This is a genomic window from Streptomyces sp. NBC_00223, from assembly GCF_036199905.1.
Taxonomy (GTDB): Bacteria; Actinomycetota; Actinomycetes; order Streptomycetales; family Streptomycetaceae; genus Actinacidiphila.
The window spans coordinates 5,798,126-5,822,668 of sequence record NZ_CP108109.1; the positions used below are offsets into that span (position 1 = coordinate 5,798,126).

At 71.5% G+C, this 24,543-nt stretch carries 22 protein-coding genes; 13 read left to right on the top strand and 9 right to left on the bottom strand.

Features of this window, described 5'->3' with window-relative positions:
* Window positions 1-13 precede the first annotated feature (13 nt).
* The 5 genes from OHA30_RS24800 to OHA30_RS24820 are packed head-to-tail and all read left to right on the top strand — an operon-like array spanning window position 14 to window position 4,408.
* Complete coding sequence (locus OHA30_RS24800; protein ID WP_328916080.1) at window positions 14-1,357, top strand: class I adenylate-forming enzyme family protein; 1,344 nt, start codon at window positions 14-16, stop codon at window positions 1,355-1,357.
* Window positions 1,354-2,289 carry an SDR family NAD(P)-dependent oxidoreductase gene (locus OHA30_RS24805; RefSeq protein ID WP_328916081.1) on the top strand — a complete coding sequence of 312 codons (936 nt, stop codon included), beginning with the start codon at window positions 1,354-1,356 and terminating at the stop codon, window positions 2,287-2,289. Before OHA30_RS24800 ends, OHA30_RS24805 begins: the two co-directional genes overlap by 4 nt.
* Complete coding sequence (locus OHA30_RS24810) at window positions 2,283-2,546, top strand: phosphopantetheine-binding protein (RefSeq protein ID WP_328916082.1); 264 nt, start codon at window positions 2,283-2,285, stop codon at window positions 2,544-2,546. Before OHA30_RS24805 ends, OHA30_RS24810 begins: the two co-directional genes overlap by 7 nt.
* A 3-nt stretch (window positions 2,547-2,549) precedes the next feature.
* Window positions 2,550-3,596 (top strand): AvrD family protein, encoded by a 1,047-nt coding sequence (locus OHA30_RS24815; protein WP_328916083.1) that lies wholly within the window; start codon window positions 2,550-2,552, stop codon window positions 3,594-3,596.
* Between the two features lie 47 nt (window positions 3,597-3,643).
* Window positions 3,644-4,408 (top strand): thioesterase II family protein, encoded by a 765-nt coding sequence (locus OHA30_RS24820; protein WP_328916084.1) that lies wholly within the window; start codon window positions 3,644-3,646, stop codon window positions 4,406-4,408.
* 45 nt (window positions 4,409-4,453) lie between these two features.
* On the opposite strand, the gene OHA30_RS24825 is transcribed toward OHA30_RS24820, so the two are convergent.
* The 8 genes from OHA30_RS24825 to OHA30_RS24860 form a co-directional block, all read right to left on the bottom strand.
* Complete coding sequence (locus tag OHA30_RS24825) at window positions 4,454-5,593, bottom strand: LLM class flavin-dependent oxidoreductase (protein WP_328916085.1); 1,140 nt, start codon at window positions 5,591-5,593, stop codon at window positions 4,454-4,456.
* A gap of 132 nt (window positions 5,594-5,725) precedes the next feature.
* On the bottom strand, window positions 5,726-6,829 hold the full coding sequence (locus OHA30_RS24830) for a Gfo/Idh/MocA family protein (protein ID WP_328916086.1): 1,104 nt from the start codon (window positions 6,827-6,829) through the stop codon (window positions 5,726-5,728).
* Between the two features lie 303 nt (window positions 6,830-7,132).
* Window positions 7,133-8,374, bottom strand: a complete 1,242-nt coding sequence (locus tag OHA30_RS24835) for a DUF4032 domain-containing protein (RefSeq protein WP_328916087.1) — start codon at window positions 8,372-8,374, stop codon at window positions 7,133-7,135.
* 240 nt (window positions 8,375-8,614) lie between these two features.
* Entirely contained in the window at window positions 8,615-8,977 is a 363-nt protein-coding gene (locus OHA30_RS24840; RefSeq protein ID WP_328916088.1) for a hypothetical protein, read from the bottom strand.
* A gap of 257 nt (window positions 8,978-9,234) precedes the next feature.
* Entirely contained in the window at window positions 9,235-10,338 is a 1,104-nt protein-coding gene (gene griH / locus OHA30_RS24845; RefSeq protein ID WP_328916089.1) for a 3-amino-4-hydroxybenzoic acid synthase, read from the bottom strand.
* A gap of 195 nt (window positions 10,339-10,533) precedes the next feature.
* On the bottom strand, window positions 10,534-11,331 hold the full coding sequence (locus OHA30_RS24850; protein WP_328916090.1) for a 2-amino-3,7-dideoxy-D-threo-hept-6-ulosonate synthase: 798 nt from the start codon (window positions 11,329-11,331) through the stop codon (window positions 10,534-10,536).
* 40 nt (window positions 11,332-11,371) lie between these two features.
* A complete protein-coding gene (locus OHA30_RS24855; protein WP_328916091.1) occupies window positions 11,372-12,646 on the bottom strand; it encodes an aspartate kinase in 1,275 nt (424 codons plus the stop codon).
* 166 nt (window positions 12,647-12,812) lie between these two features.
* On the bottom strand, window positions 12,813-13,859 hold the full coding sequence (locus OHA30_RS24860) for a LuxR C-terminal-related transcriptional regulator (protein ID WP_405786056.1): 1,047 nt from the start codon (window positions 13,857-13,859) through the stop codon (window positions 12,813-12,815).
* Between the two features lie 270 nt (window positions 13,860-14,129).
* Here OHA30_RS24860 and OHA30_RS24865 point away from each other — a divergent pair, with 270 nt between their 5' ends.
* From OHA30_RS24865 to OHA30_RS24900, 8 genes are all read left to right on the top strand, one after another.
* Complete coding sequence (locus OHA30_RS24865) at window positions 14,130-14,780, top strand: NADPH-dependent F420 reductase (protein WP_328916093.1); 651 nt, start codon at window positions 14,130-14,132, stop codon at window positions 14,778-14,780.
* Window positions 14,781-14,892: 112 nt separating this feature from the next.
* The gene (locus tag OHA30_RS24870) at window positions 14,893-15,795 is read left to right on the top strand and encodes an AfsR/SARP family transcriptional regulator (protein WP_328916094.1); all 903 of its coding nucleotides are present in this window, start codon (window positions 14,893-14,895) and stop codon (window positions 15,793-15,795) included.
* 316 nt (window positions 15,796-16,111) lie between these two features.
* Entirely contained in the window at window positions 16,112-17,467 is a 1,356-nt protein-coding gene (locus tag OHA30_RS24875) for an FAD-binding oxidoreductase (RefSeq protein WP_328916095.1), read from the top strand.
* A complete protein-coding gene (locus tag OHA30_RS24880; protein WP_328916096.1) occupies window positions 17,457-18,833 on the top strand; it encodes an MFS transporter in 1,377 nt (458 codons plus the stop codon). Before OHA30_RS24875 ends, OHA30_RS24880 begins: the two co-directional genes overlap by 11 nt.
* Window positions 18,834-19,832: 999 nt before the next feature.
* Complete coding sequence (locus OHA30_RS24885; RefSeq protein WP_328916097.1) at window positions 19,833-20,879, top strand: phenazine biosynthesis protein; 1,047 nt, start codon at window positions 19,833-19,835, stop codon at window positions 20,877-20,879.
* The gene (locus OHA30_RS24890; protein WP_328916098.1) at window positions 20,879-22,309 is read left to right on the top strand and encodes an aldehyde dehydrogenase family protein; all 1,431 of its coding nucleotides are present in this window, start codon (window positions 20,879-20,881) and stop codon (window positions 22,307-22,309) included. Before OHA30_RS24885 ends, OHA30_RS24890 begins: the two co-directional genes overlap by 1 nt.
* Before the next feature lie 46 nt (window positions 22,310-22,355).
* A complete protein-coding gene (locus tag OHA30_RS24895) occupies window positions 22,356-22,751 on the top strand; it encodes a tyrosinase family oxidase copper chaperone (RefSeq protein ID WP_328916099.1) in 396 nt (131 codons plus the stop codon).
* Window positions 22,748-23,707, top strand: a complete 960-nt coding sequence (locus OHA30_RS24900; RefSeq protein ID WP_328916100.1) for a tyrosinase family protein — start codon at window positions 22,748-22,750, stop codon at window positions 23,705-23,707. The genes OHA30_RS24895 and OHA30_RS24900 overlap by 4 nt, the downstream gene beginning before the upstream one ends.
* Before the next feature lie 108 nt (window positions 23,708-23,815).
* On the opposite strand, the gene OHA30_RS24905 is transcribed toward OHA30_RS24900, so the two are convergent.
* A complete protein-coding gene (locus OHA30_RS24905; RefSeq protein ID WP_328916101.1) occupies window positions 23,816-24,517 on the bottom strand; it encodes an HAD family hydrolase in 702 nt (233 codons plus the stop codon).
* Between the last annotated feature and the right edge of the window lie 26 nt (window positions 24,518-24,543).

Below are 24,543 nucleotides of genomic sequence, written 5' to 3' on the forward strand. Positions count from 1 at the left end.
GTTCTTTGACCGCATGCACGGTTTCGGTGCGGCCGACGCGATCGTCTTCAACGGCACCGGCTACAGCTACGCCGATCTGCTGGAACGCACCGCCCGGTGGACGGGTTTCCTCGACCGTCACCAGGTGGGCCCCGGCCAGGTGGTGGCTCTGGAGGGGGTGAGCAGCGTCGACGCCTGCGCCGGGCTGCTGGCCCTGATCGGCCGGGCGGCGATCGCCGTCCCGCTGACCCCGCTGCCCGCCGCCAAGCGCGCCGAGTTCCACGAGGTGGCCGAGGTCGAGACGGTGATCACCATCGACACCGACACGCAGGAACGTTCCCTCACCACCACCGGCCGTACCGCAGAACACCCGCACTACGCCGCCCTGCGCTCGCGCGGAACCCCCGGCCTGGTGCTCTTCAGCTCCGGCACGACCGGCCGCAGCAAGGCCACGGTGCTGGACTTCACCCGGATTCTGGCCGGTTACGGTCCCGCCAGCCGCCCCCGGCGCACCGCGGGCTTCCTCAACCTCGACCACATCGGCGGCATCAACACCCTGCTGCACACCTTCAGCCAGGGCGGCGCCCTGATCACCCTCGCCGAGCGCACCCCCGACACGGTGTGCGCGGCCGTCGCCCGGCACCGGGTCGAGGTGCTGCCCACCACGCCCACCTTCCTCAACATGCTGCTGATCTCGGGCGCCCACCGCCGCCACGACCTCAGTTCGCTGCGACTGGTCACCTACGGCACCGAGCCCATGCCGCAGCGGATACTCCAGCGGCTGAGTACCGAATTGCCCGAGGTGCGGCTCAAGCAGACCTACGGACTCTCCGAGTTGGGCATCCTGCCCACCAAGTCCCGTGACAACGACAGCCTGTGGGTCAAGCTCGGCGGCGCGGGCTTCGACTACGAGATCCGCGACGGCATCCTGTGGATCCGCTCCGACATGGCGATGCTCGGCTATCTCAACGCGCCCGCGCCCTTCGACGACAAGGGCTACTTCAACACCCAGGACCAGGTGGAGACCGACGGCGACTGGGTCCGCATCCTCGGCCGTACCTCCGAGATCATCAACGTCGCGGGGGAGAAGGTCTACCCCAGCGAGGTCGAGAACGTCCTGCTCGAACTGCCCTTCGTCGCGGACGTCACCGTCGCCGGCCGGCCCAGCCATGTCACCGGGCAGGTCGTCATGGCCACCCTCAAACTCCAGCCGCCCGCCGACGGGTCCGCCGGGCCCGCCGACGCGCGCGAGGTGGCCCGGCAGGTACGGGCCTACTGCCGGAGCCGTCTTGAGCCCTTCAAGGTGCCGGTCGTGGTCGAGATCTCCGAGGACGACCAGCACTCCGACCGCTTCAAGAAGATCAGGAGCGCCGCATGACGACCGCGGCACAACCCGGCCCGGGCCGTACCACGGCCCCGGCCGCCGAGGACGCCGCCGGTCCGACGGCTCACGAGGCCGTCGGCGGCGGTGAGGTGCGCGAGGCTTCCGGTGGCGCTGTCCGGGAGGTTCCCGGCTCGGTTCAGGAGGGCGCGGGCGGGTCGGTCCACGAGGGCGTGGGCGGCTCGGTCCAGGAGGCCGCCGGCGCCGGCCGGGTCGCCGTCATCAGCGGCGGCAGCCGCGGCCTCGGCCGGGTGCTGACCGAACGGCTGCTGGCCCAGGGCTGGCGGGTGGCGACCTTCAGCCGGACCGCCAACGACTTCACCGAGGCGGCCGCCGCGGCCCACCCCGACGCCTTCCACTGGTCCGCCGTGGACCTGAACGACGTGCACGCCGTACGGGCGTTCGCCGCCTCCGTCGACCGCGCCTTCGGCCGGGTCGACCTGCTGATCAACAACGCGGGCGTGCTCCACCAGGAACTCTTCCTGACCACCGCTCCCCAGCGCATCAACGACCTGATCGCCAGCAACCTCCTCGCGCCGCTGCACCTGTGCCAGACCTGCGCGCGGCTGATGATGCGCGGCGGTGGCGGCGTCATCGTCAACATCTCGTCCATCAACGCCATCCGCAGCTACCGGGGGGTGGCCCCCTACGCGGCCGCCAAGGCCGGCCTGGAAGGGCTCAGCCGCACCCTGGCCAGGGAGCTGGGCCCGATGAACATCCGCGTCAACACCCTGACGCCCGGCTTCTTCGACAGCGACATGACGGCGACCGTCACCGCGCACAACCGCGAGCGGATTCAGCGCCGTACGCCGCTGGGCCGGCTGGGAACCGCGGAGGAGGTGGCCGACGCGGTCCTCTACCTCGCCTCGCCCGCCGCACGCTTCATCACCGGACAGTCACTCGTCATCGACGGAGGCATCACATGCTAGAGGGCAAGAACGTCCAGGAGGTCGTCGAGCGCGAGATCCGCGCGGTCCTGCTCAGCGACGACGAGCCGATCTCACCGCAGGACGCACTGCTCGACAGCGGCCTGAACTCCCTGATGCTCGCCCAGTTGCTGCTGCAACTGGAGGCCGAACTCGGCGTCGACCCCTTCGCCGGAGCGCTCTCCATCGCCGATGTGCGCACGGTCGGCGACCTGGTCGACGTCTACGAGCGGGCTCTCGCGGCCGCGGCGGGGGTGTGAGCGATGCCGATCCGCCGGCAGTTGCTGCTGCCCTCGATCGACGACTACCTCGGTCCCGGCCGGACCCGTTTCTTCGCCCGCGGCTACCAGCGCGCGGTCTACCGGGTCCGCGACATCGAGGCCGGTCCCGCCGACGGCCCCGAACCGGGCGCGCACGCCGTGGTCGACGTCGACTACCCGGCCAACTGGTCGCGCAAGGACGACGACGGCGATCTGCGGCCGCATCTGAGCACCATCGACGCCCTGGTCCTCGGCGTCCAGCTCGCCCAGCTCCATCTGACCCACGCCCACCGGCTCTCCGTCTCCGCCCAGCGCCGGATGCGGCTGCGCAAGGTCGTGCTGCGGGCCGGCGGCGAGCCCCAGGAGGACCTGCGGGACATTCCGCTGTCGGCCCGGCCGGTCAGGAGCGAGCCGCCCGTCCCCGGCGCCCCGCGCCGCCGTCTGAGCACGTACGACTGTGTCGTCGGCAGTCTGCGGCTGCGCTGCGGGATCGAGCACGACATCAGCGACCGGGAGACCGGGACCCGCCGCTACGCCAGCTTCGACGAAGCCCTCGGCCCGGCCGAACAGCGGTTCTACGGCGATGGGTTCAAGGCACGGCGGCACGCGATCGGGAATGTCCGGGTCGACATGGACGCGCTCACCGCGCGGGCCGATGTGCACTTCCCCGCCGACGGCGCGGGCCCGTACACCGGTGACGGCATCGACGGCGCCCTCCAGCCGTCGGTCTCCCTGGTGGACGCCTTCGTGGTCAGCCTCCAACTGGCCCAGGTGCTGATGTACGAGCTGGACGCGGTGCCGCGGGCCGCCAGCAACACGCTGTGGATGATGCGGACCGTACTGGAGGCCGCGGCCGTACCGAGGTCGCTGCCGTCGCACCCGCAGGCGCCGCTGGTCGCGGAGACCGCGCTCGCGAGCAAACGACTGCTGCCGCTGCGCGGCGGGATCTGGCGCAGCGTCGAGATCGACGGTAACTTCGCCGGGATCTCGCTGCGTAGCTCCTTCGCTCACGAACTGCCCGCCGAGGCCGCCGCCCACGCGGTCGGCTGAACCGGCCGCCCCCGGGTCCGGCCCTCCTGAGAGAAGTGCCCGCCGCCATGAGCCTGTACGACCTGACCTCCCGGCCCGGGTCCGATGCCTCCTTCACCCTGGTCGTCCTGCACCACGCGGGCGGATCGGCCCGCGGCTATCTGCCCTGGGCCGGTCATCTCCCCTCCGACTGGCGGCTGTTGGGCGTGGACCTGCCGGGCCGGCTGCCCACCCCGGCCGGACCGGTGTGCCGTACGGTCCCGCAGGCCGTCGACCATCTGCACACCGTGCTGCGGCCCCAACTGCGCGGCCCCTACGCCGTCTTCGGCCACAGCATGGGCGCCCTGCTCGGTTACGAGCTGGTCCGCGTCCTTGAGGCGTCTCCGCACCCGCCGTCCTGGCTCGCCGTGTCCGCGAGCCCCGCGCCCCACCGGGCCGGGGCCCGTGGCGCGGCGGATCGGCGTACCGACTGGCCGGCCGAGCGGCTGCACGCGTTCGCCCGCGAACTGGGCGGTGTGCCGGAGCAGTTGTGGCACCACCCGCGCCTGTCGGAACTGGTGCTGCGGACCCTGCGGAACGACCTGGCGATCGTGGACGACTACGGCGGCCGGCCCGTGGACCGGCCGCCGCTGCGCACGGCGATCGAGGTCTACGGCGGCGACGCCGATCCGCTGGCGCCGGCCGACCGGATGCCGGGGTGGGCGCGGCACACGCGGGGCGCGGTCGCCTTCCACACGCTGCCGGGCGGCCACTTCTACCTCTTCGACCGCGCCGCCGAGGTCTGCGCCCGGCTGGTGGCCACCCGGCGCGGCGTGGGTCAGTCGGTCGGCTGAGGGGGCCGGTGCCGCTCGGCCCGGGCGGCACCGGCCCCGGCGTGCTCAGACCGCCCGGGCGGCGCGGGCCCGCAGCGGTTCGGTGTGCGGGAAGACATGCCGGTTGTCCACGCTCCACCGGATGGACTCGTCACCGCGTGCCGTGGACCCGGAGAAGTGCGGGACGACCTGCTCGGCCAGCAGTTCATAGCTGCGCTTGACCCGGTCGAACGAGGCCCAGTTCACCGAGTAGTTGAGGAAGGTGCCGAAGCCGCCGGACCGCTCCTGGAGGTGGGTGATCGCGGCCACCGCGTCCTCGGCGGACCCGACGATCGCCAGGCCCTGCTCGATCCCGGCCTCCAGTTCCTGCGACGGCTTGACGCCGTCCTGGGCGACGTCGAAACCGGCCGCCTCGCCCCAATAGCCGTGCAGCCAGCGGGAGTAGCCCTCGCGTACGTCCCGGTACGCCTGCTCGCGGGTCTCGGCGATGTGCAGCGGTACGGTGATCCGCCACTTGGCGCGGTCCACCCGCTGTCCGTGCTCCTCGGCCGACTCCTCGGCGTAACTCCACTGCCGGGCCAGGTCCACCGCGGGGAAGCCGGGCGGCGGGGCGCCGAAGGAGAGCAGGCTGAGTCCGTAACGGCCCGCGACCTGGGGGCTGTTGGGCGTACCGATGCTGGAGATGGCCAGCTCGATGCCCGGCTTGCTGTAGCGCGGGAGCTGCATCTTGGCGTCCTGGAGGGTGTACCAGTCCGTCTTCTGGCTCACCCGGTTCTCGCCGTTGATCAGCTCGATGATCGTGGGCAGCGCCTCGCTCGTCATGCGCTTGAGCTCGCCCAGGTCCAGCCCGAGCATATGGGCGTCGTTCGGAGTTGCCCCGGGGCCGATGCCCAGGATGTAACGGCCCCGGGTGAGGTGATCGAGGAGTAACGCGCGGGTGGCGACGTTGAAGGGGTGGTGGAACGGCAGGGTGACCACCCCGTTGGCCAGCTTGATCTGCCGGGTCCGCTCGGCCGCCGCGGCGATCAGCGTCTCCGGCGCGCCGATCGAGGGCCACGCCAGCGAGTGGTGCTCGCCGAACCAGGCCTCGTCGTAGTTCAACTCATCCAGATGCTCGACCAGTTGGAGGTCGCGCCTGATGGTCAGATGGGGGTCCTGACCGGGTGCGTGCAGAGGGGAGATGAAGGCGCCGAAGCCGGTGTGCATGGGGTCTCCTTGAGTGTGGACCTGGTCCAGCAGGGGGGAGGGAGTCGAGGGCGCGGTGCGGTGACCTCCTGGCGCGGTGGGGGTGCTCTTGCGGTGGGGCCGTACGGCGTGCCGGCCGGGGCCCCTTCGGGACTACTGGCGGGTGCCGGACTCCGCGGACTTCTGGATACGGTCGAGCAGCCGGTGGTGGCGGGCGCCGTGCGCGAAGTCGGGGACGGTCGTGGTGCCGTTCTCGATGTCGGCCCGCAACTGGGCGTAGGCGTACGCGACCGGTGTGCCGGGACCGGTCAACCCGGGGACCTCGGTGTAGCGTTCGGGCACCGGCAGCTCGGTGAGCGTGTCCCCGCCGCGGGCGCCGCGCAGGGTGAACTGGCCGAACTGGAGATGGCCGCTGTCGCCGGTCACCACGAGGTCGCCCTCGGTGCCGTTGATCTCCCACAGCAGGTTGGTGGAGCGGGTGGAGCCGCCGCGGTAGTGCACGGAGGCGACGGCGCCGCTCTCCAGCCGTCCGGTCACCGCGATCTGGTCCTCCGCGGTCTGCGTCAGCAGCGCCCCGGTGTCGGCGTGCCGCACCTGCGGACGCCGGGTGGCGGTGGTCGCGTTGAGCGTCTCGAAGTCGGACAGCACCAGGGTCAGCGCGTCCACGGTGTGCCCGAAGGGCACGGTCAGCAGGGTGGCGCCGTTGCTCTTGTCGATGGTGTACGCGGTACGGTCCGGCACCACAGGGCCCCAGCCGCCGCCCGAGGCCACCAGGGTCGTGGAGAGCACTTCGCCCACGTAGCCCTCGGCGATCAGGTCGTGAAGGTAGCGGACCGGCGGCGCCGAGCGGGCTTGCAGACCGACCGCCGTACGCACGTCGTACCGCTCGGCGAGCGCCGCCAGCTCCTCCGCCTCCGCGAGGCCGTTGGCCAGCGGCCACTCGCTGAGGACGGCCTTTCCGGCCTCCAGAGCGGGGATGATCAGCTCGCGGTGGCGCGCCACCCGGACGGTGACGACCACGAGGTCGATGTCGTCGTCCGCGGCGAGTTCGGCGACGCCGGGGTAGGTCTTGGCGATCCCGTGGGCGGCGGCCGACTTCTCGGCCGTCTGCGGCGAGGACGCCGTCAGGCCGCGTACCTCGAAGCCCTCCACGGCGCGCAGCGCGGGCAGATGACCGCGTGCTCCCCAGCCGCCGTCGGCGCTGAGCCCGACGATTCCCACTCCGAGAGTCTTCACAGGTCCGGTGCTGAGAGTCACGAAGGACGTTCCTTTTCCAGTGGGTGCGGGGGGTCGGGCAGCGGCGAAAGGCGTGCCCGCGTCCATGTTCGGCCCCGGCGTCCCTGGGCAACAAGTGCCTGCTCACACTATTGGTCGTGCCAACAGCGATCATGTGTTCGGGTGATCGCCCTTGAGAAGGGCGGGAGTCGGCGCCGCGCGGCAGGCCGGCGCCGAGCCCGGTGTCGGCGGCCCGGCGGGCGTCATCCCTGGCTGTGGGCCGGCCGGCGCTGAGGGGCCCGGCGGCCGGGGGCTCGGCGGTCCGGGGGCCCAGCGGTCCGGGGGCTATTCCTCTTCTTCGACGGGGAGGGCCGACGGGTCGGGAATGTGCGGGAGCACCTCGGTGATGTAGCTTTCCACGGTCGCCTCCAGGCCCACGTCCCGCTGCGCCCGCTCGGACAGGTACCAGCGGTGCTCCAGCAGCTCGTGGTAGAGCTGCGCCGCGTCCATCTTGCCGCGCATCTCCAGCGGCACCGCCCGTACCGCCGGCCGGAAGACCTGCCGTACCCAGCGGTGCGCCAGCACCTCCGGCCGCGCGCCGACCGGATCGCCCGGCGCGTAGTCGTCCTGGGTGGTCATCCAGCTCTCCAGGTCGTTGAGGAGGCTGCGCGCCTGGTTCTCCTCGGTGTCCAGACCGGTCAGCCGCAGCAGCTGGCGCTGGTGGTGGCCCGCGTCCACGACCTTCGGCACGAAGGTCACCGCGTCCCCGGCGGGGGAGCGCTGGATCTGCATCTCGGCCACGTCGAAGCCCAGGTCGTTGAGCCTGCGGATGCGCCGGTCGATGTAGTGCCGCTTGCTCGCGGGGTAGACCGACTCGCGGGTCAGCTCGTGCCACAGGTCGGCGTACCGCTCGACGATCGCCTCGCCGAAGGTGATCGGGTCCACCGAGGGGTGCAGCGAGCCGCCGGCCTCCAGGTCCATCAGCTCCCCGGCGATGTTCACCCGGGCCAGGTCGATGTCGTACTCCCGCTGCCCGCGGGTGAGCTCCGGCTGGATCTGTCCGGTCTCGGCGTCCACCAGATAGGCGGCGTACGCGCCCGCGTCCCGGCGGAAGAGCGTGTTGGACAGCGAGCAGTCGCCCCACGCGAAGCCGACCAGATGCAGCCGTACGAGCAGGACGGCCAGCGCGTCCAGGAGGCGGTTCACCGTGCCCGGCCGCATCGTCGTCTCGAACATCGAACGGTACGGCAGCGAGCCGTTGAGATGGCGGGTGATCAGCGCGGGCTCCAGCGGCGTACCGTCCGCGGCGACCCGCCCGGTGACCACCGCCATCGGGTCCACGGAGGGTATCGCCAGCCGGTCGAGGTCGCGCAGCAGCTCGTACTCGCGGGCCGCCGCCCACTCGCTGACCTCCTTGATCGCCACGACCTCGTCACCGGCCCTGGCGAAGCGGACCACGTGCCGGGAGATGCCGCGCGGCAGGGCGACGAGGGAGGAATCCGGCCACTGTTCGAGCGGCAGGTGCCACTCCAGGTCGAGAAGATCCGACGGGTGCTCCGCGTCGGTGGCCCTGATCTGCAGCGGCATGGCGCGCCTCGGTTCTCGCTCGTACGGTGTGCGGTCGGCCGCCCGATCCCCTCGGCCCGTCCCGCCCCCGATGCTGCCATGCGCCCCCGCCCCGGCGTCATGAGCCCGCTCACACCGCCCCGACGTCCGCCGGCCCGGACATGGCGGCCGGGCGGACGTGGGGTCCGGAGGTGAGCGGGGCGCGGGGGAGGGGCGGGGTGTTCGGATGGGGGCCGCCCCCTTGGGGGGCGGCCGGTGGGGTCAGCCGCAGGGGATCGCGCCCGGGGTCAGGGTGACCTGGCGGTTGATGTCGCCGTCGAAGCGGTAGGTGTTCACCGCCGTGCCCTGACAGGTGTAGCGCACGATGCCCAGGCCGTAGGCGACCGCGGTCACCGAGCCGCCGGCGCCGACCTTCTCGATCACGGCGTACCCGGGCTGGGTGACGCCGTTGCAGACCTTGGTGTCGTAGATCGACAGCTGGTTGCCGATGAAGTCGAAGTCCGTGTAGTACGTGCACGAGCCCGGCAGGTCCGCGGTGCCGGCGACCGCGGTGGCCGCACCGGGGATCAGAACGGCCGCCAGGGCGGCGGCACTTGACGCGGCGAGCAGACGGAGCTTTCTCACAGGTCGTTGTCCCTTCGGGAAGGAGGAGGGTCGTGACGAGCAAGGAGCAGCTGCCGTACGGCGGGGGTGCGGGGGTCACCGCGCGCACTGATCGTAGGGTCACCGACACAGGCCCGCAATAATGCGAGTGAAAGCAAGAAAATTACGTAACCACACCTGCAACAAGGCGTGTTGGCCGTTCTGTCCCCGGACATGGAACGTCCGGCCCGGGCGGAGGGGGGCTCGCCCGGGCCGGACGGGTGTGGGGGATGCCGGGGCTACTTCTCCAGGCAGAACTCGTTGATCGGGTAGCCGACGTGCCGGTCCTCGGTCGGCAGGTAGCCGAGGACGATGTCGCCCGGCTTCAGCTCCGTGCTGTTGAGCACCGTGCCGCCGGGGCCGAGCACCCGGACGTGCCAGTCGTCCTGAAGGATCAGGTTGGCGGTACGTCCGTCGGGCGCCACCGCGTCGATCGACAGCAGCGGACGCGTCTCGATCTTGACCCGGCCGACGGTCACCAGCCGGGTGTTGCCGTGGATGTCGACCGCGGTGACCTTGGAGCCGGCCTTCAACTCGCTGAGGTAGTTGGTGCGTTCGTTGGCACCGATGGTGTACGAGTGGATCGCGCCCGCGTTGACCCGGAACGGCCGCGTCGGCATGTACGGCAGCGGGTGGGTCTCGCTGACGCACAGGATCAGGCCCTTGGAGTGCGAGCCGACCAGGATGCCCTCGTCCTTGCCGAAGTGTGTGGCGGTGTCCACGCAGGCCCGCTCGCCCATGCCGACGTGCGCGGTCCCGGTCACCGTCAGCTCGGTGAGCTGGAGGTTGGGCACACCGGCCTCGGCCGACAGCTTGAGCGCGGTGGCGTCACCGACCCGGGCCGGCGCCATCAGCACGCCGTCGGAGCCGAGTTCGAGCACACCGAAGATGATCTCGGCCTCCTCGACGTCCTGCGCGATGGTGATCAGCGAGCCCTTGGCACGGGCGGCCGCCGCGATCACGATCTCCAGCGGGATCTTCGTGGGGTCGCGGAAGAGCAGCAGGCTCCACTTCTCGGTGCGCCCCGACTGGCACGCGTCCTCCAGCGTCGCCGCGTCGATGATCTCGACGAACCGGCCGAACTCGATCTGCGGGTGCAGCAGGGCCAGTTCGGCGGGCTCGCCGTGCTTGGCCGGGTCCACGATGACGACATCGGCCGCGCCGAAGTCCTCGGGCAGCGCTTTGCCCTGAGGGAAGAGGACCTTCTTGACAGTCGGCGGGAGGCCCGCCAGGTCCGCGATGTCATCGGCGAGGATGCCGTCCACCCTGGCGTGGATGGCCTCTTCGACGATGGCCTGCTTGGCGGAGCCCGTAGTCCGGATGTCCAGCCAGCTGAGCTTCATGAGATGAACTCCTCATCGCTTAGGGATGGTTCAGGTGAAAGGGGAAAGCCTGCAGACGCGGTGGTGGAACGGTCGGACGGTCGAAGGGATCGGGTGGCCGGTCGTACGGTCCGGGACCAGGGCGTACGGTCCGGCGGCCGTGACGCGAGCCGGGTAGGGTCCGGCGGCCGTGACGTGAGCCGGTCGTACGGTCGGTCAGGCCGCGGCGCGGCCCGGTGCCTGGTAGCCGTGCACGATCTCGGCGACCTTGGCGGCCAGCACACCCGGGTCGGGCGACTGGAAGACATTGCGGCCCATGGCGACCCCCGCGGCCCCACCGCGCAGCGCGTCCTCCACGTAGGCGAGCACCTGGCCCTCGTCCTCGTTGCGCGGACCGCCGACGACCACCACCGGCACCGGCGCCTCGCGCGTGATGTCGGCCATCTCCGCCACCGAACCGGCGTAGGGCGTCTTCACCAGGTCCGCGCCGAGGTCGGCGGCGAGGGTGACCGCGTGGGCGATCAGGCCCGGGTCGTTGGGGCGGGTGATCTTCGGGCCGCGCGGGTAGACCATCGCCATCAGCGGGACGTTCCACCGGTCGCAGGCGTCCGAGACCGCGGCCATGTCGGCGATCTGCCGGCGCTCCTCGTCGGAGCCGAGGTTGACGTGCACGCTGACCGCGTCGGCGCCCAGCCGCAGGCTCTCCTCGACGCTGGCGACCAGGTACTTGGCGTTGGGGTCGGGGGCGTGCACCGTGCTGGCGCTCAGATGCACGATGAGCGAGATCCGGGTGAACCAGTCGGGGTCGACATAGCGCAGGCTGCCCTTGTGGAGCACCACCGCGTCGACCGAGTTGGCCGCCAGCCGGCCGATCAGCGGGTCGACCGCGCGGCCGCCGGTGACCGGGCCGTCGGTGATCGAGTGGTCGAGCGGCACGATGAACAGCCGCTGCTGCGCGTGCCGGTAGAGGCGTTGCAGTCGTAACCGCCGGGCGAATGAGCTGTTGTACACCATGGGAAGCCCTTTTCTCCGATGCGATTCGATCCGGTCCGGATCAGAACTGGCGCGCCGGTTCCCGGGAGCCGGTCGGCGCGTCGAGGCCGAACTCGCTGTGCAGGACGCCGACTCCGCGCAGCACCTCGGTCTCGGGCACGGTCACCGAGATCCGCAGTTGGGAGGCCGAGACCGCGCTGGTGGCGATGGCGGCGCCGCTGAGCGCCGAGAGCATACGGGCGGCGTACTCGGGACGGCTGAGCAGGCCGGTGCCGACCACGGAGAGCATCCCGACCTCCTCGTTCACCTCGGCCCAGCCGCCCCACTTGGCGGCCATCTCCCGCATCGAGCGCCGGACGGCCGGGACGTCGGGCCGGCGTACGGTCATGCCCACCGAGAAGCCGCCCTCGTCGCCCTCCGAGAGGTTGGCCATGTCGACGGATATCGACGTCCGGGCCAGGAAGCGGAACACATCGGCGACCGAGTCGCGGTCGATGCGCTCCACGCGCATGGCCACTCTGGCCACGTCCGCGTCGTGCACCACCGCACTGACCGCGGTGCTTCCTTCAAGCATGTCTCCTCCGACCTCTCCGCGGATGACCGTCCCAGGCCCGTCCGCCGACGAATGCTTGACATGAATGTCGACACCGCAGAGCGCGGCGAGTTCGACCGCCCGGGAGTGCATGACCCGGGCTCCCGCGAAGGACATCTCCGTCATGACCGCGAGATCGATCTCGGGCATCCGCCGGGCCCTGGGCACGACCCGGGGGTCCGCGGTGTACACGCCGTCGACGTCGGTGTAGATCTCGCAGCGGGTGGCGCCCAGTTCGGCGGCGACGGCCACCGCGGTGGTGTCGGAGCCGCCGCGGCCGAGGGTGACGATGTCGCCGTCCTCGTTCGTCCCCTGGAACCCGGCGACCACGACGACCTTGCCGTCGTCGAGCAGCCGCAGCATCAGCTCGGTGTCGACGGCGGCGATGACGCCGGCGCCGTGCCGGCCGCCGGCCAGGATTCCGCTCTTCGCGCCGTTCAGCGCGGCCGCCGGGACGCCGGCGGTCTGCAGCGCCATGGCGAGCAGCGCGGAGGAGGCGGTCTCACCGGTGGCCAGCAGCTGATCGAGTTCGCGGCTCTCGGGGGAGGCACTGAACTCCCGAGCCAATGAGAGAAGTTCGTCGGTCGTGTCGCCTCTGGCGGAGACGACCACGATGACCCGCCGTCCCGCCCGGTGCTGGGCGGCGACCCGCTCCGCCACCGCACGCATCTGAGCCAGGGAAGCCACCGAGCTCCCGCCGTACTTCTGCACGAGCACTTCGCGCTGGAAGATCTCATTCGGCATGTTTGAAGCGTGTGCGAACACGCTATCGGACGCGTTTCAGTTGGATATTACGGTAAAGTACACGCAAAGCCACACGCAAACGGAACAACCCCCGCCAGGTGTTTGGCGGGGGCTGTTTTCCTGCGGTGCTTTTTCGGCCGTTCTCCCGAGGTGGATGTGGCCTGAATCAACTGTCCTGGACGCGTGTGATCTTTTCGTCGGCGAGGGGCGCGTAGAAGTGGGTGAATATGCGTCCCACAAGTTCACCGCGGCTGGACACACCGACCTTCTCGAAGATGGCCTTGATGTGGTCCCTGACCGTGTGCGGCGACAGGAAGAGCTGCTTGGCGATTTCCGCCGTGGACAGTCCGCGGGCGATGTACTGGGTGACCTGCACCTCGCGCTCGGACAACTCATAGGCGTCCATCACCAGCGGCACGATCTCCGAGGTCTTCGCGGGCTCGATCACCACCGCGGCGGCGCCCAGCATGCCGCTCGCGTCGCGCAGGCAGGACGCGTGGCACACCAGCCACCGGCCGGCCCGGGTGCGGGCGCGGACCCTGGCCGTACCGCGGCCGCGGTCCTGGGCGACGGCCCTGGCCTGGGCGGCGGTGCTGTGGATCCAGGCCGGCACCCGGACCCCGAGCGCGGTCACCACGCCCGGGCCCGTGGGCAGTTCGTCGAGGAAGCTGCGGGCGTCGTCGTTGACCGAAAGCAGACGGTCCTGGGCGTCGAAGAGCAGGAGCCCCGGGCCGTGTTCGGCGTCCGGCAGCGGCTCGGACCGCGGTTCGTCGAAAGACCGCAGTCGTCGGGCGAGCGGAATGGTCACTGATTCAACGATTTTGTTCTCTCGCTGATCGAAAGCCGCGCGGCCGCGGGCCCGGAAAAGGCTGATGTGCCCGCGCGGCCGGCCGGCGACGCGCATTACCGCGCGCATCTCGTCGCCGAATCCACGCGGGCGCATGAAGTCGTGGTACAGCGTGCTGCGGGCGGGGGAGTCGTCGGTCGCCTGCCGCAGGCTCACCACCGGGACAGGAGCCCGGGCCAGGTCGCGGAAGAGGTTGACGTTCTCGGTGAAGAGCTCGCAGCCCCAGTAGACCGCGCAGCCCTCGTCGTCCAGGTTCTCGGTCCTGATCGGCGAGGTCATCAGCCCGGTGACCGGGTCGGTCGCCCGCCACACCGCCGCGTCGTACGGCACGAGCCGGCGCAGCTGCGCGGAGGCCTCGGCGAACATCGTCAAAGCGTCGGGCGCGTGTCCCGCCCGGGCCAGGAGCTCTTCCCGGCTCTGGGTGATCTGAACGGCGGTCGGCTTCGTCACCTTGTCATCCTCCGGGACATCACCCGGCCGACACATCCCTCAATTGGGGGGAGAGACGGCTTCCGGACAATCGGACGCGGGCCGGACCTCGCACAGCTTCCAACCCCCTGAACGCGGGATTGATTCCCCTGTCCGCACCGGCAACACTCCCGGCGGCGGACGGCAGCAGGAATTGAGGAGAACCGCATGAGGTGCAGTGTCATCGGGGCGGGTGCGATGGGCCGGGCGGTCGCCCGGCGGCTGGCGCTGGCCGGCGAGACCGTCCTGCTGACCGACCGGGACACCGCCAAGGCATGGCGGGCCGCGGCCGAGGTCAGCGCCGAGGCGGCACCCGGAATCGTCCTGCCCGCCGACCTGTCCGCCGCCTTGGACGCCAACGTGGACATGACGGTGCTGGCGCTCGCCCACCGCGACTGCCTGGCGCTCGCCCTGTCCGCCGACCGGCCGCTCGCCGGAAAGGTGGTCGTGGACGTGGCGAATTCGCTGGAAGATCAAGAATTCGGAATATCGCCTTCCGGGGGAGTGAGCGCGGCCGAACGACTGGCCGCGGCGGCTCCGGAGTCCATCGTGGTCAAGGCATTCAACACCGCCTTCGCTCCCGTTCTGTACGCCGGGGAGTTGGACGGTATACCTGTCGATGTTTTCGTGGCGTCGGATGACGATGACGCGAAGCTGGCCGTAATCGAGTTGGTGAACCGCTCGGGCCTGAGAGGATTCGACATGGGACGGCTTCGCAATGCACGGGGGTTGGAGAGTCTGGCGGCTCTGTCACATGAGCTGCGGGACCGGCTTGGGCTGACTGTTCAAGCCGGTTTTACCTTCCTGCCTCGCTGGTGAAAAAGCATCACAAGCGGACACCACCCTAGAGGGGGAAGCGCACATGACGGACAGATACCGGTATCGCGTCCTCGGACCACTGACGGTGACGGGCTCGGACAGAACCGTACGCTTGGGCAGTCCACGGCAGCAGGCCCTGCTCACCGCGCTGCTGCTGGAGGCCGATCACGTGGTCCCGCTGGAGCGGCTGGTCGACGTGATATGGAACGAGGCGCCACCAGCGTCCGCGAAGAGCCAAGTGCGCATCTGCGTCTCGGGCTTGCGCAGGCTCTTCGCGGACCACGGGATCACCGGCAGGATCGAGACGCACCCGGCCGGCTATCTGCTGAAGGTGGCCCCGGGGGAACTGGACCTGGCGGCGTTCGAGGAGTACAGCATCCTGGGCCGCGCGGCGGCCGAGGCCGGGTCGACCGTCGAGGCGGTGACCCTCTACCGGTCGGCGCTCGGGGTCTGGCTCGGTCCGATAGGAGCGGGGCTGGACAGCAAGATCCTGGAGTCGGTCTCCGCGAAGTTCCAGGAGACCCGGCTGACGGTGCTCGAGGACTGTTTCGACCTGGAGCTGAAGCTGGGCCGGGAGCGGCAGATCGTCGGCGAACTGGCCGCGCAGGTCACCGAGCACCCGTTCAGGGAACGGCTGGCCGCGCAGTTCATGCTGGCGCTCTTCAGGTCGGGGCGGAAGGTCGAGGCCCTGGAGTTCTTCCGCAAGTTACGGGCGCGGCTGGACGACGAACTGGGGATAAGACCGGCAGCCGCGCTGCGCGACCTGGAGTACGCGATACTGACCAGCGACTCCGGACGGGTCGAGATCCCGTCGAACGGCCGGAACACCGCCGACGACCTCCGGTTCACCATCAACTTCCCCCGGCTGCTGCCGGAACAGGCGACGGACGCGCTGCGCACGGAGGACCGGCTCGCGAAGCTGGAGCAGGAGAACGCCGAGCTGAAGGCCGAACACCTCGTCTTCAAGCGGGTGATGTCCTTCTGGATGACCACGTGGGAGGGGGAGACCTCCTGACGGGGGCGAGATCCCCCAGCGGGCGTCGGAGCCCTCAGTAGCACCGCATACCACCCTGAATCGCCCTGTATCACCCCGTACCCCCGGCCGGTTACCCCGGCCCTTCGGCACACCGCGGGCCCGTACCCCCCCAGAACAGGGGATACGGGCCCGCGGCACTTCCCTCATTCAAGGGATGGGACGTGTCCACCGCGAGGCCAACACTGGCGCTGTGGACACCGAACAGACCCTGAAGGAAGACGGAATGCCCGAAGCCACGCACTCTCTGCAACGACCCCGGGGTGCGCCGAACCCTCCGCCCATACCCCCCGGAGCCGTGGCGGCGCTGGCGGCCGAGGTCGACGGCGACGTTCTGCTCCCCTGGGACGAGGACTACGCCGCCGAGCGCGCGGGCTTCAACCGCGTCGCCCAGCACCAGCCGGCCCTCATCGTCGCCGCGGCCGGCGCCGCCGACGTACGGGCCGCGGTCACCTTCGCCGCCGACTACGGTCTGCCCGTCGCCGTCCAGGCCACCGGCCACGGCATCGCCGCACCCACCCTGGGCGGAGTCCTGATCAGCACCCGGCGGATGGACCACGTCACGGTCGACCCGGTCGCCCGTACCGCGCGGGTGGCGGCCGGCGCCCGCTGGGAGCAGGTCATCACCGCGGCCGCCGCCCACGGCCTCGCCCCGCTCAACGGCTCCTCCCCGCTGGTCGGCGTCGTCGGCTACACCCTGGGCGGCGGCATGGGCCTGCTGGCCAGGAAGTACGGCTACGCGGCCGACCATGTCACCCGGATCGCCGTGGTCACCGCCGACGGCCGGCTGCTGTCGGTCACCGAGAAGCACCTGCCCGAGCTGTTCTGGGGACTGCTCGGCGGCAAGGGCAACTTCGGCGTCGTGACGGCCATGGAGTTCGAACTCGTCCCGGTCACCCGGCTCTACGGCGGCGGCCTGTACTACGACGGCGCCGACGCCGCCGAGGTGCTGCACGCCTGGCGCCGCTGGGCCGCGGACGTCCCCGAGGAACTGGTCACCTCCATCGCGCTGCTGCGTCTGCCCGACCTGCCCCAGGTCCCGGAGTTCCTGCGCGCGCGGCTGATGGTCCATGTCCGGGTCGCCCACCTCGGCAGCGCGGAGGAGGGCGAGGAGCTGCTGCGCCCGATGCGCGCGGCCGCGCCGGTCGTGCTGGACGAGGTCGGCGAGATGCCGTACACCTCCGTCGCCGACATCCACCGCGACCCGGTCGACCCGATGCCGTACAACGAACGCTGCATCACCCTGCGGGAGTTGGACGAGGCCGCGGTCGACCGGCTGCTCGCGGTCGCCGGGCCGGGCGCCGACGCGGATGACCTGATGGTCGAACTGCGGCTGCTGGGCGGCGCGTTGGGCAGGCCCTCGCCCGTACCGAACGCCGTCGGCAACCGTGACGCCGCCTTCACCCTGGCCACCCTCGCCCCCGGGCCCACCCGGGTGCTGGACGCGCTGGCCGAGTGGGGCACCGGCGGCCGCTATCTGAACTTCCTCAGCGGCCCCGACACCGCCGACGAGGAGTGGGTCCGCGCCTGCTGGCCGCCGGAGACCCACGCCCGGCTCACCGCGCTCAAGCGCGCCTACGACCCGCAGAACCTGTTCCGGGCGAACCACAACATCCTGCCCACCCCCGATCGAGGAATCCGTCATGACCACTGAACAGCCCGTCGTCCATTCGCTTCCCAGCCCGGCCGTCGCCGAGTCACCACCGTTCAGCGCCCGGTCCGCCGGGATGCGGATCGGCGCGCTGTTCGGCCCGGCCGTCTTCGGCGTCACCGCCGCGGGTGTCGCCCTGCCCAAGGTCTCGGTCGCCCTGCACGCGACCCCCGCGCAGGCCGCGTGGGTGCTCACCGCGCACGCGCTCGCACTCGGTGTCGGCACCGCCCTGTTCGGCCGGCTCGGCGACGCGCTCGGTGTCCGCGCCACGCTGCTGGTCGGCTCGCTGGTGCTGCTGCTCGGCACCGGCATCTGCGTCTCGGCGCCCAACCTCGGCACGCTGGTCGCGGGCCGCTTCGTACTGGCCGCCGGCTCCGGCGCCATGACCTCCGGCGCGCTGACGCTGGCCGCCTCGGGTGATCCGGCCCAACGGCCCAAGGTGCTCGCCGGATTCGGCGGCACCATGGCCGTCTTCTCGGCGAGCGCCACCCTGATGGGCGGCGTGGTCACCCAGTGGATGACGTGGCGGCTCACCGTCGTGCTGCCCGTGCTGTCGCTGCTCGCCGTGCCGTTCTGCCTGCCGCTGGCCACCCGGCCCGGCTCGCGCAAGTCCATCGACGTCCCCGGTGCCGCGCTGCTCACCGCCACGGTCAGCGCGCTGCTCGTACTGATCCAGTCGCCGACGCTCTCGCTGTCCACGCCGGTCGTGCTCACCCTGGTCGCGATCGTGGTCGTGGCCGCGGCCGGGCTGACCGCCCGCGTACGGCAGAGCCCCGAGGGCTTCGTGCAGCGCTCGCTCGCCACCGACGGGACCTTCCTGCTGGCGGGCGCGATCGGTATCGGGGTGTACGCGGGGCTGTTCGCCGCGATGTACGCCGTGCCGCAGATCCTGGTCAAGTCCTACGGCTGGAGTGTCTTCCAGATCGGCTTCGCGCTGCTGCCCGGCGCGGCGATCGGCGCGATCGTCTCCCGGCTCGCGGGCAAGCTGACCTCCGGCAAGGGCGGGAACATCCTGCTCGCCGGGGCGGCCGTCGCCTCCGCGGTGCTGATCGGTATCGCGGGCATCAACGGTGGCGGCGCGTGGCTGCTGGTCAGCGGGGCGTCGCTGGGCTTCGCGGCCTTCGCGGTCACGCAGGTGGTGACGACGGGGCTGATGTCCGTCCGGATCCCTCCGCAGCGGCGGGGTGGCGCGATGGGCCTGCTCAACCTGACGTTCTTCGTCGGCGGCGGCATGGGGTCGGGCGCGGCGGGCGCGCTGGCGAAGTCCATGGAGCTGACCAGTGCGTTGGGGCTGGTCGCCGTGCTGCCGCTGGTCTCGGGCCTGTTGGCCCTCGTGCTGTCCAACGGCCGCCAGAAGCCGGCCGCCTAGGCGCGCGCCCTGCTCCCACGTTCACGCGTCCCGCGCGCGGGGGTGAGGCCCCCGTCCCGGGGACTGCCCCGGACCTGTCTGCGGGCGCGCGGACGCGCGGGCGTGCGCCAACGCCGGGGCCTCGGCCCCGAAAACCCCGCGCGGGCACGCGCGTTCACCAACCCCCGGCTCCGGGACTCCCGGCAGGTGGCCCGCTGCCCCGGAGCCGAGCAGGGGGCGCCCGACCCTGGTTCTCCCGTATACGCGCGGGCGCGGGCCGCTGCCCGGGCCGGCGCGTGGCCGATGCCACGGCCGCACTCGGGCGTGCGCCTGCACCGTGCAGGGGCGTTCTCCGGAAGCCGGTCCCTCCGCCTTTGGGTGCCGGGCACGAGCACGCCGACTCTGACCCTCCTGTTCTGCGCCGGCACGTGTCCGTATAGCCCCTCGGCCGCGACCCGGGCGCAGCCCTCGCGCCCCCCCGCTCCCCGCCCATGCGCCCGTGCGGCGGAACTCTCGCGCGTGGCCCCGAGAGCTCCGGCCGCCGGCCCCGAGCCCGGTTGTGGGCGGGCCTGGGGTGGGCAGGGGGAGACGCCAGCAGGTGGTCGTCCCCGGCTCTGCGACCCCTGGGGCCAGGCGTGGAGATCTGGCGCTTCGGCCTCATGGCCGGGTGCGGGCGGCGGCTGCGGTCGGCGCGGTGGGCCCCAACTCCTGGCGACCGTAAGGGGTTTCCGGCCACGGGACCCCGAGCGGGCGCGGGGCGCGCTCGTCCCGGCCTCGCGCGCTTGCGCGCCGAGTCCTCGGCTTCCGGGCCGCGCAGGCTCGGCGTGGGCGGGCGCCCGGCACGGACCGGCGTGGGCAGGCGCCCGGCACCGCCCGGCGGCGTCTCCCCGCCCGGCACCGCGCGGGGTGGGGGGACGCTGCCGGGCGCCCGGCACCGCGGGGCGGCGGATATCCGGGCGATAGGCCGTCGATACGCGCTTCGCCCAACAATGCTCCGTCCCCGCTTTCCTGGAGTTGGTGATGACGACAGAATTCGACAACCACGTCAGGGAACTGGTCGCCTGGCACTTCGACGCCGCGACCGGCTCCCCGTTCTGGCTGGCCAAACGGGACAGCCTCGGCTTCGACCCGCTCAACGACATCCGGGACGCGAACGACCTGCGCCGCTTCCCCGACGTCAGCGCGGAGTTGCGTGACGTACCCGCCCAGCAGCTGATCCCGCGCGGGCTGTCCGACCGGACCTTCCGGGTCTACGACTCGGGCGGCACGACGGGCGCGCCCAAGCGCGTCGTCGACAGCGCCTACCGTTCACGGATGCTGGAGTGGGCCCAGCGGCGCCTGGTCGCCCAGGGCGTGCCCGAGACCGGCAACTGGCTCCACCTCGGACCGACCGGCCCCCATGTCATCGGCTTCGACGTCTCCCGCTACGCCGCCCTGGGCGAAGGCATCTTCTACACCGTCGACCTCGACCCGCGCTGGGTCAAGCGCCTGCTGGCCACCGGCCGCGGCGACCTCGCCGACGAATACGTACAGCACCTGCTCGACCAGGCCGAGACCGTCCTGCGCAGCCAGGACGTCGCCGTACTGAGCACCACCCCGCCGCTGCTCGAAGCGATCTGCGCCCGCAGCGAGCTGTACGACCTCGTACGCACCAAGGTCCGGGCCATCATCTGGGCCGGCACCTCCATCAGCGCCGAGAGCCTGCGGATGCTCAAGGAGGTCTTCTTCGACGGCACCGCGGTGATCGGGATCTACGGCAACAGCCTGATGGGCGTGGCCCCGCAGCGCCCGTCCCTGGCCGACGACACCTTCCCCTGCGTCTTCGAGCCCTTCCCGGCGACCACCAGGCTCGAACTCGTCGACGAGCAGGGCGATCTCGTCGAGTACGGCGAGCGCGGCCGGGTCCGGCTGCACCTGGTCTCCGACGAGATGTTCCTGCCCAACATCCTGGAACGGGACAGCGCCGTACGGATCGCGCCCGCCGTCGCCGGCGGCCCCGACGGGGTCGCCGATGTGCAGACCTACACCCGGATCGGCGACGTCGCCGTCATAGAAGGGGTCTACTGATGGCCGCCGCGGACCCCAGCACACCGGCCGCCGGGCCGATACGCGTCGACCCGGTCGTCTCCGGCCGGCTCGTGCCCAGTTCGGACCGCACCACCCTCGTGGGCGTCCACGGCGCGGACCTGGCCGACATCGGCCTGGCCCCGCGGCTGCTCGCCCAGGCCGCCCTGAACCGGATGCGCGCGGCGGCCGACGGCCTCCCGCCGTCCCCCGCGATCTTCCGCGCCGCGGCCCGGATCTTCGCCACCGAGGAACTGGACGGCGAGAGCGTCGGACAGTACGTCGCCCGGGTCACCCAGGCCACCGGCCTGACCGCGGCCACCGGACGGCTCGCCGTCACCGACCTCGTCGCCGAGATCGAGGCGCTGCCCGAGACGACCGCCGCCGAACTGCCGGTCACCGACTTCGGCGCCGGATTCCGTACCCGGTGGGTGCCGCGCGGGCGGACCTTCGCCGCGGTCATGGCCAGCAACCACCCCGTACCCAACGCCACTTGGGTGCAGGCGGTCTTCCACGGCTACAGCGTGCTGGTGCGGCCCGGCAGCCGTGACCCGTTCACCGCCCGGCGGCTGGTGGCGGCGCTGCTGCGGGCCGGCCTCGACCCCGAGCGGATCGCCTTCCTGCCCAGCGAGCGCCCGGTCGGCGAATTCCTGCTGCGGGAGGCCGACCGCGGCATCATCTACGGCGGCCGCAAGGCCGTCGAGACCTGGCAGCGCGACGAGTCGGTCGCGGTACGCGGCCCCGGCAGCACCAAGGCGCTGCTCGACGCCGACCTCGACGACCGGCTGCTCGACCACCTGGTCGCCTCGGCCTCCTTCGACGGCGGCACCCGCTGCACCAACCTCTCCGCGGTGCTCACCACCCGCCCGCCCGCCGAGGTCGCCGACGCGCTGGCCCGCCGGCTGAGCACGCTCCCGGTGCTCCCGGCCGACGCCCCCGAGGCGTCCCTGCTCGTGGTCGACGCAGAGCGGGCCGACCAGCTGCGCCGCCAGACCGACGCGCTGCGCGCCTCGCTCACCGACCACTCGGCCGCGTACGACGAGAACGGGCCACTCGTGGAGCTGCCCGACGGATCGTTCCTGCCGCGCCCGCTGGTGCTCTCCGCCGACAGCGCGCACGACCCGGCGGTCGGCACCGAACTCCCGTTCCCCTTCGTCATCGTGGCCCCCTGGACGCCGCAGGACGGCACCGCCCCGCTGCGTCACTCCCTCGTGCTCAACCTGCTCACCGAGAACGAGGAGGTCGTGGACCGGGCGCTGCGCGAGCCGACCGTACGGAAGATCACCCGCGGCACCGTACTGCCGTGGACCGCGGTCCCCGGCATCCCGCACGACGACAACTACACGCAGTTCCTGCTGGAGCCCAAGGGCATCGTGGGCACCTCGGCCGGTGATATCGATCTGAAATCGGCACAACACGACCTGGCCGGATGATGCTCCTCATCAAGCACTCCACCTGCGAAAAGAGAAACGAGTTGCGATGAAGCGTCGTCAGATGATCCAGGCCGCGGCGGGCGTCGCCGCTGCCACCGCGCTGCCCGCCGCGATCGGCGCGGAGGCGCTGAAGGACAAGCTGCTGCCGGGCGGGCACAGCACGCAGGCCGCCGCCCAGGACGCGCACGCCGAGACGTACAAGGGCCGCAGCATCAGGGTCTCCGAGCCCGAGGGCGACCACCAGGTGGTCTACATCGACGACCGCCCGCTGCACGTCATGAAGCTGGGCGAGGGCGCCTACCTCAGTTCGCTCTGCCACTACGGGCTGGAGAAGTCCCCGCTGGCCGCGGCCCGCCGGGCCGTCGACGAGCTGCGCGGCGCCAACCTGCTGACCACCCCCGTGCCGGCCGGAACGGCCGCCGTACACCACCACAGCGCATGAGCGCGCGGCGAGAGGACCGACGACACGTGCCCGGCGTACGCAAGAACCACCTGGACATGACGGCCGCCGAGAAGGCGCGCTTCGTCCACGCGGTCAAGGAGATCAAGCGGCGGGGTATCTACGACAAGTTCGTGGCCCTGCATATACAGGTGAACTCCTCGGACTATCTGAACAAGCTGGGCGGCAAGCGGCTCGGCCATGTCAACCCCGGCCTCTTCCCGTGGCACCGCCAGTACCTGATCCACTTCGAGCAGGAGCTCCAGAAGATCGACCCGCGGGTCACCCTGCCGTACTGGGACTGGACGATCGACCAGGGCGTGGACTCCCCGCTGTGGGACGAGAACTTCATGGGCGGCAACGGCCGTGAGGGCGACCGCCGGGTGACGACCGGGCCGTTCGCCCGCGACAACGGCTGGGTCATCAACATCAGCGTGGTGTCGGACGGTTCCGAGCCCGCGCCGGTCAACGGCCACTACACCACGGACGACCGTGACTACCTGGTCCGCGACATGGGCACCCTGACGCCCAACCTGCCGACCCCCAAGGAGCTTTCGGACACCCTCGCGCTGACGGTGTACGACTCCTACCCGTGGAACCACACCTCGGGCAGCGACTCGCCCTTCGCCAGCTTCCGCAACCACCTGGAGGGGTACGCGAAGTTCCCCTGGGAGCCGGCCCTGGGCAAGCTGCACGGCGCCGGTCACGTGTGGGTCGGCGGCCACATGATGTACATCGGGTCGCCCAACGACCCGGTCTTCTTCCTCCACCACGCCTTCATCGACCGGTGCTGGTCCACCTGGCAGAAGCTGCACCCGCACGTGCCGCACTACCTGCCGACCGTGCCGACGACGGATGTCCCGGACATCCACACCAAGCTCGCGCCGTGGTTCACCCACACGCCGGGCGACCTGATCGACCACTCGCCTTGGTACTACTACGACGCGCCGCACCACTGAGCCCCCGGCCCGGGCGGCCTGACGCCCGGGCCGGAGCCCGCACTCCCAGGACCGCCGCACCCCCGTGCCGGCGGTCCTGGGCATGACGGGCGGCCGTCTCCGCGCTCGTCAGCGGGATGTGGTGTCCGCCGGCCGGAGCGGTACGTTGCCCGGGCGCGCGGTCGGTGCGTCCCGCTCGCGCATTCCGGCGCGGGCGAGCTGGTACGCGGCCCGCAGGTCGTCGCCGTCGTACCGGTAGCGGGCGAGGTCACGCAGAGCGGACCCGGCGTTGACCGCCACGGTGTGCCGCAGCGTACGGAACAGCGGGAGATCCGAGCCGGAGTCGCCGTACGCCACGCACGAGTCGCGGCCGAGGGCGAGGGCCGCGCGGAGCCGGTCCACCGCGCCCACCTTGTCCTCGGGTACGAGGATGCCCGCGGGGTCCGGCGGGCCGGCGAGCGGCAGCGGGGGGAAGCGCGAGGCGATCACCTCGTCCGCGCCGGCACCGACCAGCAGGTCCGCGAAGAAGTCGGGCGACATGGTCACCACGACCGAACGCTCCCCGCGGCGGCGGATGTCCGCGAAGACCTCGGGCATACCGCCGATCCAGGGGCTCCCGGCGAAGGTCTCCGCCACGAGCGCGGGTGTGAGCGCCCGCCACAGCGTGGACACCGCCGCCGCGAAACCGCGGGTGTCCAGGGTCCCCGCCGCGAAGGCCCCCTCCAGCGCGACCAGTTCGGGCAGACAGTCGAGCCGGCGGGCGATCTCCAGACCGGCGGTGGTGCCGCGCAGCAGGGTGCCGTCCATGTCGAACACGTGGAGCCGGGTCACGGCCGGCTCCGGCCGGGCGCGCCTGC